Source organism: Nonomuraea sp. NPDC003709 (genome assembly GCF_040610775.1).
GTDB lineage: Bacteria > Actinomycetota > Actinomycetes > Streptosporangiales > Streptosporangiaceae > Nonomuraea > Nonomuraea angiospora_A.
Genome location: NZ_JBEXMW010000009.1, coordinates 101,595 through 114,909 on the forward strand (window position 1 = coordinate 101,595; position 13,315 = coordinate 114,909).

Annotated in this window: 12 protein-coding genes; 5 read left to right on the plus strand and 7 right to left on the minus strand. The window is 72.2% G+C overall.

The window, feature by feature from the left end; genetic code table 11:
* Positions 1-7: 7 nt before the first annotated feature.
* Positions 8-997, minus strand: coding sequence for a LysR family transcriptional regulator (locus ABZX61_RS27095; RefSeq protein ID WP_355198739.1), 990 nt, complete (start codon positions 995-997; stop codon positions 8-10).
* Between the two features lie 79 nt (positions 998-1,076).
* Between ABZX61_RS27095 and dnaE the strand changes: the two genes are divergently transcribed.
* Entirely contained in the window at positions 1,077-4,604 is a 3,528-nt protein-coding gene (gene dnaE, locus ABZX61_RS27100; RefSeq protein WP_355198741.1) for a DNA polymerase III subunit alpha, read from the plus strand.
* On the plus strand, positions 4,601-4,921 hold the full coding sequence (locus ABZX61_RS27105; RefSeq protein ID WP_355198743.1) for a DUF6300 family protein: 321 nt from the start codon (positions 4,601-4,603) through the stop codon (positions 4,919-4,921). Before dnaE ends, ABZX61_RS27105 begins: the two co-directional genes overlap by 4 nt.
* Positions 4,922-4,953: 32 nt before the next feature.
* On the opposite strand, the gene ABZX61_RS27110 is transcribed toward ABZX61_RS27105, so the two are convergent.
* From ABZX61_RS27110 to ABZX61_RS27125, 4 genes are read right to left on the minus strand one after another with little or no spacing between them, the layout of a single operon-like run.
* The gene (locus tag ABZX61_RS27110; protein WP_355198745.1) at positions 4,954-5,349 is read right to left on the minus strand and encodes a tautomerase family protein; all 396 of its coding nucleotides are present in this window, start codon (positions 5,347-5,349) and stop codon (positions 4,954-4,956) included.
* 12 nt (positions 5,350-5,361) lie between these two features.
* Positions 5,362-5,697 carry a cupin domain-containing protein gene (locus ABZX61_RS27115; RefSeq protein ID WP_355198747.1) on the minus strand — a complete coding sequence of 112 codons (336 nt, stop codon included), beginning with the start codon at positions 5,695-5,697 and terminating at the stop codon, positions 5,362-5,364.
* Positions 5,698-5,735: 38 nt separating this feature from the next.
* Positions 5,736-6,293: a TetR/AcrR family transcriptional regulator gene (locus tag ABZX61_RS27120; RefSeq protein ID WP_355199307.1), complete on the minus strand. Its 558-nt coding sequence runs from the start codon at positions 6,291-6,293 to the stop codon at positions 5,736-5,738.
* A 42-nt stretch (positions 6,294-6,335) separates the two neighbouring features.
* A complete protein-coding gene (locus ABZX61_RS27125) occupies positions 6,336-7,328 on the minus strand; it encodes a zinc-dependent alcohol dehydrogenase family protein (protein ID WP_355198749.1) in 993 nt (330 codons plus the stop codon).
* 92 nt (positions 7,329-7,420) lie between these two features.
* Between ABZX61_RS27125 and ABZX61_RS27130 the strand changes: the two genes are divergently transcribed.
* Positions 7,421-7,753 carry a helix-turn-helix transcriptional regulator gene (locus ABZX61_RS27130; RefSeq protein ID WP_355198751.1) on the plus strand — a complete coding sequence of 111 codons (333 nt, stop codon included), beginning with the start codon at positions 7,421-7,423 and terminating at the stop codon, positions 7,751-7,753.
* 8 nt (positions 7,754-7,761) lie between these two features.
* Here the strand turns inward: ABZX61_RS27130 and ABZX61_RS27135 are convergent, their stop codons facing one another.
* Complete coding sequence (locus ABZX61_RS27135; RefSeq protein ID WP_355198753.1) at positions 7,762-8,679, minus strand: hypothetical protein; 918 nt, start codon at positions 8,677-8,679, stop codon at positions 7,762-7,764.
* Positions 8,680-8,681: 2 nt separating this feature from the next.
* Positions 8,682-11,240, minus strand: coding sequence for a DUF6493 family protein (locus tag ABZX61_RS27140; RefSeq protein WP_355198755.1), 2,559 nt, complete (start codon positions 11,238-11,240; stop codon positions 8,682-8,684).
* A 188-nt stretch (positions 11,241-11,428) separates the two neighbouring features.
* Between ABZX61_RS27140 and ABZX61_RS27145 the strand changes: the two genes are divergently transcribed.
* Positions 11,429-12,115 (plus strand): TetR family transcriptional regulator, encoded by a 687-nt coding sequence (locus tag ABZX61_RS27145; RefSeq protein WP_355199309.1) that lies wholly within the window; start codon positions 11,429-11,431, stop codon positions 12,113-12,115.
* Entirely contained in the window at positions 12,112-13,308 is a 1,197-nt protein-coding gene (locus ABZX61_RS27150; protein WP_355198757.1) for a cytochrome P450, read from the plus strand. Before ABZX61_RS27145 ends, ABZX61_RS27150 begins: the two co-directional genes overlap by 4 nt.
* The last annotated feature ends 7 nt before the right edge of the window (positions 13,309-13,315 follow it).

Below are 13,315 nucleotides of genomic sequence, written 5' to 3' on the forward strand. Positions count from 1 at the left end.
CACTCGGTCATGCGCTGAAGGCGGCGCGGTCGGGGTCCGGCAGCCACTGGCGGTGCGGGTCGAACGGCCGGTAGTTGTCCGTCACGTACCGGACGAGCCGGGCCAGCACCGGGTGATGGCTGTGCCGGTGGAAGAGCAGCGAGCACGGGTACACGGGGGCGGGGGCGACGACCGGGATCTGGACGGTACGCGGGTGCCAGGGCATCCGGAGCCCCTCCCCCACGAACCCGATGCGTTGGCCGGAGCCGATCTGCTCCGTGAAGTACTCCCAGCCGAAGTCCGGCCCCGCGGTGTCGATCGGGATGTCGAACGCGGCGCTCAGGAGGCGGTAGAACTCGGCCCATTCACTGTCCGGGACGTTGCCGGGCATCCACACGGTCGTCCCTGACAGGCGTTCCACCTCCACCTCCCGCAGGCCGGCGAGTGGATGGTCGCGGCCGACCAGCAGATGCACGGGCTCGAGGTAGGCCGGCACGTGCCGCAGGTCCTCCTCCGGCGTCCCGCTGACACGGACGAAGGCGGCGTCGAGGGACCCGCGGACGAGCGCGCCGCGGGCCGATCTGAACCCGTTCGAGGTGATGACCTCGACGTCCACGTCCTCGACGGTCTCGTGGAACTCCCGGATCAGGTCGCTGGAGCGCAGCCGGGTGTCCAGGACGTCAACCCGGAGCGAGCGGCGCCGGCCTTGCAGCACTTCGCGTGCCTGGTCGGCGATGCCGACGAGGGCGCGGGCGTGGTGCAGGAACGTCTTGCCGTCCTCGGTGAGGTCGGCCCCCGTGCGGGTGCGGGAGAACAGCCGTACGCCGAGGTCGGACTCGAGCTTGGCGATCCGCTTGGAGACGGCCTGCTGGCTGATGCCCAGCCTGGCGGCGGCCTCGCTGAAGTAGCGGTCCTCGGTGATGACGACGAAGGCGCGGACGGCGGCGAGGTCCAGGTCGAACGCCGCCTCTTCCACCACTGGTGGTTGTGGCTCTTCGGTGTGTCGATTGTTGGACAACCGGGCCTGCTCTCGGGTCGAATGCTCGGGTTCGCGGGTGAGCCTACAACCAGGAGGCGTGGTCTCGGTGGGATCTTTCGTGCATCTCCACGTGCATACGGAATACAGCATGCTCGACGGCGCGGCCAAGGTCGGGCTGTTGATGGACGAGGTCTCCCGGCAGGGGATGCCCGCGGTGGCGATGAGCGACCACGGGAACGTGCACGGGGCGTACGAGTTCTACCAGGCGGCGCGCAAGACGGGGATCAAACCGATCATCGGCATCGAGAGCTACGTCGCCCCGCTCTCGCGGCACCACCGGCAGCCGGTGTACTACAGCGACAACCTCGCGCTGCGCCGCTCCAACGACGAGACCGGCGAGGGTGGCGACGTCTCCGGGCGCGGCCTGTACACGCACATGACGATGTGGGCGACCGGGGCGCAGGGCCTGCGGAATCTGTTCCGGCTGCAGTCGCGGGCCTGGCTGGAAGGACACGTCCAGAAATATCCGCGTATGGATGATGAATTGCTTGCCGAGTACGGCCAGGGCATCGTCGCCACGACCGGCTGCCCGTCCGGCGAGGTGCAGACCAGGCTGCGGCTCGGCCAGTACGCCCAGGCCGTCGAGGCGGCGGCCCGCTGTCGCGACATCTTCGGCAGGGACAACTATTTCCTGGAGCTGATGGATCACGGCCTGGCCATCGAGCGCCGGGTCCGCGAGGAGCTGCTCAAGCTCGGCAAGGACCTCGGCCTGCCGCCCCTGGCCACCAACGACTCGCACTACGTCACCGAGAACCAGGCCCCGGCGCACGACGCGCTGCTGTGCGTGGGCACCGGCAAGCGGCTGGCCGACGCCGACCGGTTCCGGTTCGGCGGCAGCGGCTACTACGTCAAGTCCGCCGCCGAGATGCGCGCGCTGTGGGACGCCGAGGTGCCGGGGGCCTGCGACAACACGCTGCTGATCGCCGAGCGGGTCGGCGACTACGGCGAGGTGTTCGCCCACCGCGACCTGACGCCGCGCTTCCCCGTGCCCGAGGACGAGAGCGAGGCCGGCTGGCTGCGCAAGGAGACCCTCGAGGGTGCCCGCCACCGTTACGGCCGGCCGTCGCAGGAGGTGCTCGACCGCATCGACTACGAGCTGTCGGTCATCGAGGCCATGGGCTTCCCCGGCTACTTCCTGGTCGTGGCCGACATCTGCCGCCATGCCCGGGAGCGCGGCATCGGCCTGGGCCCCGGCCGCGGCTCGGCCACCGGGTCGATCGTCGCGTACTGCACGGGGATCACCCAGCTCGACCCGATCGAGCACAAACTCATCTTCGAACGCTTCCTCAACCCCGAGCGCATCTCCATGCCGGACGTCGACCTCGACTTCGACGACCGGCGGCGCGACGAGATGATCGACTACGTCACCCGCAAGTACGGCGACGACCGCGTCTGCCAGATCGTCACCTTCGGCACCATCAAGGCCAAGGCCGCCGTCAAGGACTCCTGCCGCGTGCTGGGCCTGCCGTACGCCTTGGGCGACCGCATCACCAAGGCGTTCCCGGCGGCGGCCGGCGGCAAGGAGATCCCGCTGGCCGCCGTCCACGACAAGGGCCACCCCCGGCACGGCGAGGCGGCCGAGCTGCGCCAGATGTACGAGCAGGACCCCGACGTCAAACGGGTGCTCGACACCGCGGCCGGCATCGAGGGCCTCACCCGCGGCACCGGCATCCACGCCGCGGGCGTGATCCTGTCCAGTGAGCCCCTGATCGACGTGATCCCGCTGGTCAAGCCCAAGGCCGGCGGCCCGATCGTGACCGGCTTCCCCTTCACCCAGGCCGAGGACATGGGCCTGCTGAAGATGGACTTCCTCGGCCTGCGCAACCTCACGGTGATCGGCGACGCGATCGCCAACGTCCGGGCCAACAAGGGAGTCGACATCGACATCCTCGGCATCCCCATCGACGACGCCACCACGTACCGGCTGCTGGCGCGCGGCGACACGCTCGGCGTCTTCCAGCTGGACGGCGGCGGCATGCGGGTCCTGCTGAAACTCATGCAGCCCACCACGTTCACCGACATCGCCGCGGTGAACGCGCTGTACCGGCCCGGGCCGATGGAGATGAACGCCCACACCAACTACGCCCTGCGCAAAACCGGCAAGCAGCCGGTCGAGCCGATCCACCCCGAGCTGGAGGAGGCCCTGGAGCCCATCCTGGGCGACACCTACCACCTGGTCGTCTTCCAGGAGCAGGTGATGGCCATCGCCCAGCAGCTGGCCGGCTACTCCCTCGGCGCCGCCGACATGCTGCGCCGGGCCATGGGGAAGAAGAAGAAAGAGGTCCTGGACGCCGAATGGGACCGCTTCTCCGCCGGCATGAGCGGCCGCGGCTTCTCCGCCGAGGCGATCAAGGCGGTCTGGGACGTCCTCGTCCCCTTCAGCGGCTACGGCTTCAACAAGTCCCACACCGCCGGGTACGGCCTGGTCTCCTACTGGACCGCCTACCTCAAGGCCAACCACCCCCAGGAGTACCTCGCCGCGCTGCTCACCTCCGTCGGCGACGACAAGGACAAGATGGCCGTCTACCTGTCGGACTGCCGCCGCCTGGGCATCAAAGTGCTGCCCCCGGACGTCAACGCCAGCCGATTGGACTTCGCCGCCGTCGGGTCCGACATCCGCTTCGGCCTGGGCGCCGTACGCAACGTCGGGGCCGGCGTCGTGGACGCCATCGTCGCCGCCCGGGAGGCCCAGGGGCCCTACCTCGACTTCAACGACTTCCTCGGCAAGGTCCCGACGGCCGTCTGCAACAAGCGCGTCATCGAGTCGCTGGCCAAGGCCGGCGCGTTCGACAGTCTCGGGCATCACCGCAAGGCCCTGGTCGCCGTCCACGAACAGGCCGTCGACTCGATCATCGACGTCAAGCGGAACGAGGCCCGCGGCCAGGACTCGCTGTTCGGGGAGCCGAGCCGGAGCGGCGCCTTCTCCATCGCGATCCCCGAGGGCGAGTGGGACGGCGTCACCCTGCTGGCCTTCGAGCGCGAGATGCTCGGCCTGTACGTCTCCAGCCACCCGCTCGACGGCGCCGAACGCGTCCTGGACGCCAACCGCGACACCACCCTCGCCGACCTGCTGGCCTCCGGGCGGCAGGACGGGGCGACCCGGATCAGCGGCATCGTCTCCGGCCTGCAGCGCAAGGTCACCAAGCAGGGCAGCCCGTGGGCGATCGTCACCCTCGAGGACCACGACGCCGCCATGGAGGTGCTCGTCTTCCCCAAGACCTACACCCTGTACGGCGAGGCGCTGGCCCAGGACCGCGTGATCTCCGTGCGCGGCCGGATCAACGTGCGCGACGAGACGATGAGCGTGTACGGCGAGGAGATCGCCCTCCTCGACGTCTCCCGGGCGGACACCGAGCCTCCCGTGGTGATCTCGATCCAGGAGACCCAGCTGAGCCCGCGGCTCGTCCAGGAGTTCAAGCACATCCTGACCACCCATCCCGGCCGCGCGCCCGTACACGTGCGCCTGCACCGCCCCGGCGCCAGAAGCGTGCTGCTGGACCTCCAGCCGTTCCGGGTCACCGCCGAACCGGCGCTCTACGGCGACGTCAAGGCCCTGCTGGGCGCGGACGCGATCGGCGGGGCATGACCGGCGACCCGCCCTGCCCCCGGTGCCGCACCGACAGCGTCCTCGCCGTGCTGCGCCTGCCGCGCACCTGGACGAGCGCGTCGGGGAACGAGGTCCGGGGTGTCAGCGAGGTCCTGCTGTGTGCCCGCTGCGACGCCGGCGATCCCGTCGCCGGGCCGATAGTCGCGTACTTCGCGGTGCACGGATGCGTGCGACCGGAGCACACCGCCGAGCTGGCGCGGGCGCTGCGCCACTGGGCCGATCGGGCCCGGCCCCCGCGCCCGGACGAGAACGCGCCGGCGGCCGAGACCGAAGCCTCCTACCGCGGCGACCTGTGAGCGGCCTCATCGGGCGGCCTCACTGGGCAGCCTCACTGGGCGGCGGCGGCGTACTGTGCCACGCCCTCGCCGAATGACCAGTCGAGCAGCGAGTTCTCGCTGACCGTGACGAACACGTTGCGCGGCTCGGTCCCCGCGTACTGCTCGGCGAGCTCGGCGATCCGGCGGTAGAGGGCCTGCTTCTGGTCGGCGGTGCGTCCCGCTCGCATGGTGACGGCCACGAACACGAGGTCGTCGTCCCGGTGGATGCCGAGGTAGCCGTCGTCGTAGCGGAACGTCCCCCGCGTGCCGTCATGGCTGGTGAGCACCTGGAACAGGTCGTCCTGCGGGATGCCGATGGCCTCCACCAGGGCGTCGTGCACGGCCCGGCCCAGGGCCTCCAGCCGCTTCGGGTCCGCACGGAGCGCGTCGATCCGAACAAAGGGCATGGGTTCCTTCTTTCACAGCGATTCGATGAGTGGCTGGTCACCGGTGAGCAGGTAACTGGCCACGAACGTGGCCGGCTCGGTGGCGGAGAGGTTGTCGAAGCGGCGGACGGTCGCGCCGGCGGGCTCGAAGAAGGCGCTCCCGGTGCGGAGCTCCTGCGCGGGGTGCCCGTCGAGCTCGTACACGATCCGGCCTGCGGTGACGTAACCGGCGACGCCGCCGGGGTGGGTGTGCGGGCCGCTCGCCGCCCCCGGCGGCAGGGTGACCCGATGCGTCTCCACCCGGTCGATCCGCCCGGGCCGGCCGGCCAGGTCGCCGGTCACCAGGTGCTCGCGGCTGATGGCGCTCATGGGGGTGCTCCCTTCACGTACTCACTTCACGTGCTCACTTACTGGGCATGTCCGGCGAGCAGGCCGAGCGCGCCGTCGACGGCCTGCGCGTACACCTCCGCGTCGGCGGCGGCGCGGGCCAGCACGTATCCGCCCTGCAGCACCGCGACCAGCGCGGTGGCGGTGGCCGCCGGGTCGAGCCCGGCGGCGAGCTCGCCGTCGGCGCGCGCTTCCGCGAGGACGGCGGCGAGCCGGGCCCGCAGCCAGGAGAAGGCCTCCTCGACCGGACGGCGCAGCTCGGGATCGGCCATCACGTCCGGGTCCTGGGTCAGCCGGCCGACCGGGCAGCCCCGCAGCGCGTCGCGCTCCCGGCTCAGGTAGGCGGTGATCCGCTGGAGCGGGGTGCCGGGGCCGGACAGCTCCGCCTCCGCGCGTCCGCGCATGTCTTCGGCGCTCCGGGCGATCGCGGCCAGCGCCAGGTCGGGCTTGCCGCGGAAGTGGTGGTACATGCTGCCCTGGCCCGCCCCGGACCGCTGCTGGATCGCCTTCGGCGAGGTGCCCACGTAGCCGCGCTCCCACAGCAGCTCGCGGGTGCTCTCGATCAACCGTTCCCTCATGTCCACGCCACGAGCGTACATACTAGTAGGTACAGAGGGCAACTAAGTCGTGACGACGATCTTGCCGAACTGGGTGTTGGACTCCATGTGCCGGTGCGCCCCCACGATCTCCTCCAGCGGAAACAGGCGGTCCACCACCGCGCGGAAGGCCCCGGTACGCAACCCCGAGGCGACGAACGCCGCGGCTCGGCGCATCCGCCGCGGATCCCTGGTGATCTCATGCACCGTGTACGTGCGCATATTCAGCGCCGGCATGCCCAGGTCGAACCCCGGATAGGGCGTCGGCTGCCCACTCTGCGCACCCCACAGGAACAGCGTCCCGCCGGCCGCCACCGCTCTGGCCAGCTCCGTCACACCCGGCCCGGCGACGGCGTCGAAGACGTACTCGGCGCCCCGGCCGCCGGTCAGCGCCAGGATGCGGCCCGCCACGTCCTCCTCGTCCGAGACGATCACCTCGGCCGCGCCCTCCTCGATCAGCCGCCGCCTCTTGGCATCGGTGCGGGTGACGGCGATCGGCGTGGCGCCCAGGCGGTCGGCCGTGCGGATCGCGGCCAGGCCGACGCTGCTGGAGGCCGCGTTCACCACCGCCACGTCGCCCGCCCGCATCCCGCCGACCTCCGCCATCGCGCCGTAGGCCGTCAGGTAGGGCATCCACACCGCCGCGCCGGAGACCGCGTCCACCCCGTCGGGGCGCGGCACGAGCGAGGTCGCCGGCGCGATCGCCCGTTCGGCGTACATGCCGTAGTCGTTGTAGGAGAAGTTCGGCACGACGCTGACCGCCTGGCCCTCCTCGAACCCGGTCACCTCCGGGCCGATCGCCTCGATCACACCCGCGGCCTCGGAGCCGAGCCCGGCCGGGAACCGCTTGACGGGCTCGATGTACCGGCCGCTCCGGAACAGCGCCTCCGCCCGGTTGACCCCGATCGCGTCCACCCGGATCCGCACCTCGCCCGGCCCCGGCTCGCCTGGCTCCAGGTCCTCCAGCCGCATCACCTCGGGCCCGCCGACCTCGTGGAACCGCACAGTCCTCGCCATGACAACATCCTTCTCTCTCAGCTCGAACGCGGCTCACTGTAGAGAGAAGTACGATCGTCGTCAAACTTCGATGCCTGTCGTACTATTGGCCCATGGGACGTACACCACCGCACCCCGAGGTGTCGCAGTTCGGCCTCCAGCAGGTGCTGGAGGCCCTCGTCGATCCGGTACGCCGGAGCATCGTCACGCAGCTCGACGCCTCCGGCGAGGACATCAAGTGCGGCGACTTCGACATACCGGTCAGCAAGTCCACCGCCACCCACCACTTCAACGTGCTGCGCGAGGCGGGCCTGATCCGGCAGTACTACGTCGGGACCGCACGGATGAACACCCTGCGCCGGGAGGAGATGGACGAGGCGTTCCCCGGCCTCCTCGCCGCCCTCACCACCCCCCAGGCCCGCGCGGCCCAGCCTCTCGCCGGCTGACCCCGGCTTCAGAAGCCGATGCGCTCCGGCGCCTGGGCGACAGGGCCGAGCACGAAGCCCAGGGCGGTGCGGAGCTCGGCGATCGTCTCGGGCGGCAGTTCGAGGCGGGCCTCGAACGTGGTCTCGGCCCCCAGGGCGTCGGCGGCCTCGGGCGTCAGCTCCAACCGGAGCGCCGACTCATCCAGGGCGATGGAGCGCACGCCCTCGCTGGTGCCGCGGGTGCCGGGCCGGACCACCCAGTAGACCTCCTCGTAGCCCATCACGTAGAGGTGCTCGGACTCGTCGTCGCCGGCCGACTCCGCCAGGAGGACCACGCGCTGGCGATGCTCGTCGCGCCGGCCGAAGTCGCGGCAGGTCATGGCCGCGGCCGGGACGTAGGCGACGTCCCCCTGGATCGGGGGCGGAGGCGGCGGGCGGTGATCGGAGCGGTCGTCGCCCCATGAGTTGTAGCGGCGGTCGTAGTGTTCGCCGTACGTCGTGGGCATGCCGATCGGCGCGGCGGTCGGCAGCGCGGCCAGCAGCCAGCCGGGCGACTCCGTGCGGGGGAACGTGGTCAGCTCCGCCAGCGCCGCCTGCGCGGGCACGTCCTCGAACGGCGGCGCGGAGGAGTCGACGCACCCCGTGTAGCCCCGGCTGCCGGCCGGGAACGCCAGGTCGCAGGTGAACCAGGTGCCGGAATCGGCCTGGTAGGAGAGCTCGCGCAGGCGCTGGAACGGCTCGTCCAACCCCTCGGCGGCGATCTCTCGGCCGTCGCGGGTGAGCGTGGTCCGCGCGTACGAGCCGACCTGGGCGCGGCGGACCTCCAGCCGCGTCCAGCCCGGCTCGGCGGCGTCGCGGGCGAGGTCGCCGATCTCCAACCGCAGGGCGTGGCCCTCGTCGTGCCGGGTCCGCCAGTGCTTGTTCTTTCGGGATCGTCTGGCCGCCATGGTCATCCTTCCTGGCCGTTGTCGCCGGTGAGCAGGTCATGCAGCCGGCGGATCTCGCGCAGCAGGCCGCTGCCGCCCCTGCGGGCGGCCATGGCGCGTACCTCGGGGATCTCGCCGCGCGCCCCGGACCACTCGGCCGCCGCGGCGGCGAGGGCGACGAAGCCGGCCAGGCCGTTGCGGGGGCGCTCGCCCGGCGCGGGCAGCAGGGCGGGCAGGGCGGTGGCGGCGATCCGCCACACGTACGCATGGGCGCCTCGCCGGGCCGCGGCGTCCAGCGCGGCGACCATGTCGATCATCCGCACCTCGCCGCTCGCCACGAGGAGCCCGGCCTGGCGGCCGACCTCCTCCGCGGGCAGTTCGCCACGCGCGGCGGTCTCCAGCAGGACGTCGACCGACTCGGGCACCCGCGGGTCGCCCAGGACCCGGGCGAGGACGACCGCGAACGCCGCCCCGACCGGCCCCTCCGCGCGGGCGAGCTCGCGGGCCTGCTCCGGCCCGACGGTGTCGTGCACCCAGTAGCGCCTGAGCGCGTGCGGCATGAGGTACGCGGCGGCGACCTCGCGGTGGGAGGGCAGCGTCGAGGTCCACCATTCGCGATGCTCGCCGCCGCCAGAGTCCTCGGGGACGCTGAGCATCAGGTCGACCAGCGGCAACCCGGTGGGCGCGACGGTGGCCGACGGCACCAGGCGTATGTCGTGGCTGTGGCTCCGATCGTGCCAGTCGTGGCCTTCGCCTTCGCCGTTGCACCGCCACTCGAGCTCGATCGCGACCTCCGGGCAGGTCCACCCGGCGACGATCCGCCCCGCGCCGGACGTCAGGCGCGCGGCCCGCCGCACGGCCTCGGGATCCGGGGTGCGCGGCAGGCGCAGCAGCGCCTGCTGGAGGTCGGCGGCCAGCGGCTTGGCCCCGGCCGCCTCGATCACCTCCAGCCGCCGGACGAGCTCGGCCGCCGCCACGTGCCCGGTGCTGTGCGTGGGCGTGGCCAGCAGCAGCGGCGGGAGGGTGTCCTCCTCGACGGCCCGCAGGATCTCGGCCGCGCGATGCAGCAGGAGCCGGAGCGGGGCGGCCAGCCGGGTCTTCGGCATGTAGCGCGTCCAGGCCTGCCGGACGGCCGCGGTCCCGGTCAGGGAATGCGTGGCGCCATCGAACCACAGGCCGACCCACTCCCAGGCCTCCTCGCGGTACGTCCAGCCGGGCCCGCCGATCAGCCGAGGGCGCAGCTCCGCCACCACGCCCGCCCGGTCGCGGCCGACGAGCGTGACGAACCCGGCGAGCCGCCGTTCCCAGGCCTGCCAGGAGCGGGCCCCCTCCGTCATCAGCTCCTCGATGGACTCGATCGGGGCCGGGAAGGCGTGGACGCGTTCGGGCGCCGCGGGCAGCGGCGGCGGCACGAACGCGGGCTCGGCCTCGGCGACGCTGCCGCCCGCGAAGGCGGCGGAAGCCCGCAGGCCGAGGTGGGGCGGGAGCAGCTCGATCGCCTCGCGTACGGTGGCGCGACCCTCCTCGGTCATGCGGCCGGCATGGGCGACGGCCAGCTCGACGGCCTTCTCCTGCAGCTCTGCCGAGTCGGCGGCGAACGCGCTGGCCAGCGACGCGGCGACCAGGCCGGCCAGCTCGGGCGCGCGCCGCACGGAACGGTCGAGCCACGACATCCCGGCGCGCACCAGCTTGCGCTCGGGGCGGAACAGCAGCGACTCCCACGCCTCGACCAGATCGTCGGCGGTGAGCTCGCCGCAGGCGCGCAGGCGCTTCAGGGCCAGCTCGGCGACCGGGCCCGGGGAGGCGGGCAGCAGGCGCAGGTAGTCGCGGGCGCGGGCGGCGGCCTCGGCGGGCGAGGGATCCAGCGCCTCGTGCAGGCGTACGAAGAAGCGCAGGTCGATGGCCGTGCCGCCGAGCAGGAAGCGGCGCACGCAGCCGTCGATCAGCGCTTCGCGCCGCACCCGGCCCGACTCGGCCGCCTCCAGCAGCGCCCGCAGCCAGCCCTTCTCCGATGCTTTGTCCCACTGGAGCACCCGGCCCACGCCCTGGGCCTCGAACAGGCGCGGCAGCAGGTGGTCGAGCAGCGGGTCGTCGGACAGCGACGGCTCACGGCTCACCCAGCCGGCCACCAGCGGCTCGTGCGGCGGCGGCTCGATGCCGGTCTCGCGGAGCAGGGCCAGGGCGAGCCCCATGCCGCGGTCGTCGGGCACGCGCATGCGCAGCACCAGCCGCTCGGCCAGATCGGCGCGCCAGGCGGCGGGCCGGTCGGCGAGCACCTCCAGGACGAGGCCGACGTCGGCGTCGGGGCCGTCCCACTGCGGCGCGAAGTCGCGCCGGTAGAGCCAGGACGCCACGGCCGCCGCCCCGCCGAAGGTGGCCGCGCCCGCCACCCGCAAGGCGCTCCCGTAGGCGACCAGCCCGTCGTCCCACCGGTCGAACCGGGCGCGCAGCTCCTTCAGCAGCTCCGGCAGTCGGGCGGCGGCCTCCTTGCGCCCCTGCTCGTCCAGCGCCTTGACCTGCTCGGCGACCCGGTCGGCCTGGCGTGCGACGATCAGCTTCTCGATCTCTCCGCAGTGATCCACAGCGGGGACATTAACCACCGCCGCCGACACTTTTGGCCACACTATTAAATCAGTCGCTTGACTTACGTATTCCCACCTGGTTGGCTGGTGAGAAGGGGTCCACTCGGGGAGGTCATGGTGGGTCAAGGATGCGGTGAGAGCCGCGCCTTCGAGCCGCGGGGGCCGTACGGTCCGGCTCGGTGGCGACCATGACGGTGCGGGCCGAGCGGGCCTGCGCGACCCGCGAGCAGATCCTGACGGCGGCCGAGCGGCTGTTCGCCGAGCACGGGGTGTTCGCCGTCTCCAACCGGCAGGTCAGCGAGGCCGCCGGGCAGGGCAACAACGCCGCCGTCGGCTACCACTTCGGCACGAAGACCGACCTGGTACGCGCGATCGTGCGCAAGCGCATCGAGCGGATCGAGCGCGTCCGCCGCCGCATGCTGGCCGAGACGGCCGGGTCCGGCGAGGTACGCGACTGGGTGGCGTGCCTGGTGCGCCCGGTCACCGAGTATCTGGCCGAGATGGGCAACCCCACGTGGTTCGCCCGGTTCGGCGCGCAGGTGATGACCGACCCCGTCCTGCGCGACATCATGATCGACGACGCGCTGAGCTCCCCCACGCTCGTCGAGATCCTCGGCGAGCTGAAGCGGTGCCTGCCCGAGCTGCCGCCCGACGTACGGGCCGAGCGCAGGGACATGACGAGCCACCTCATGGCGCACGTGTGCGCCGAGCGTGAACGCGCGCTGGCCGAGGACACGCCCACGCCCCGTGCCGACTGGCACGACACGGCGACCGGGCTGATCGACGCGACCGTCGGACTGTGGACAGCACCTGTCACAGCGCCCACCACTGGGCCCGGCGGCCGGACCACCTCACGCAAAGGAAGCCGGCGATGACCGAGATCCACGAGTTTCCCATGGCCAGAGCGGCGGGCTGCCCGTTCGACCCGCCGCCGCCCCTGCGCGACCTGCAGAAGGAGGGGCCGCTGGCCAAGGTCAGGTTGTGGGACGGCAGCACCCCGTGGCTGGTGACCACGTACGCCGAGCAGCGGGCGCTGCTGGCCGACCCCAGGGTCAGCGCCGACGTCACCCGCCCCGGCTACCCGATCCAGGCGCCCCGCATCGGCGCCGGCGGCACGATCAGCTTCATCATGATGGACGACCCCGAGCACTCCCGGCTGCGGCGGATGGTGCAGGCCCAGTTCACCGTCAGGCGGACGGAGTCCCTGCGCCCGGCCGTGCAGAAGATCGTGGACGACCTGATCGACGACCTGCTGGCCGGCCCCAATCCGGTGGACCTGGTGGAGGCGTTCGCGCTGCCGGTGCCCTCGCTGGTGATCTGCGCGCTGCTCGGCGTGCCGTACGCCGACCACGACTTCTTCCAGGAGAACAGCAAGACCGTCATCAGGCGCAGCACGCCGCCCGAGGAGCGGGCCGCCGCCGGCGCGGGGCTGTTCGAGTACCTGGACGCCCTGATGGGCGAGAAGCTCGCCGACCCGGCGGACGACCTGCTGTCGAAGCTGGCCGAGCGGGTCAAGGCCGGCGAGATGACCCGGCAGGAGGCCGCCCAGATGGGTGTGCTGCTGCTGATCGCCGGGCACGAGACCACCGCCAACATGATCGCCCTGGGCACGCTCGCCCTCCTGCGGCACCCGGGCCAGCTCGCCCTCCTGCGCCACAACGACGACCCGCGGCTGGTCGCCAGCGCGGTGGAGGAGCTGCTGCGCTACCTCAACATCACCCACAGCGGGCGCCGCCGGGTCGCGCTGGCGGACATCGAGATCGGCGGCCAGGTCATCCGCGCGGGCGAGGGGATGATCATGGCCAACGACATCGCCAACCGCGACCCCGCGATCTTCCCCGACCCCGACGAGCTGGACATCCGCCGCGACGCCCGCCGCCACGTGGCCTTCGGCTTCGGCGTCCACCAGTGCCTGGGCCAGCCGCTGGCGCGGATGGAGCTGCAGGTCGCCTACCGCACGCTCTACCGGCGCATCCCGTCCCTGCGCCTGGCGGCGGACCTGGAACAGATCCCCTTCAAGCACGACGGCCAGGTCTACGGCGTCTACGAGCTCCCCGTCACCTGGTGACCCGCCG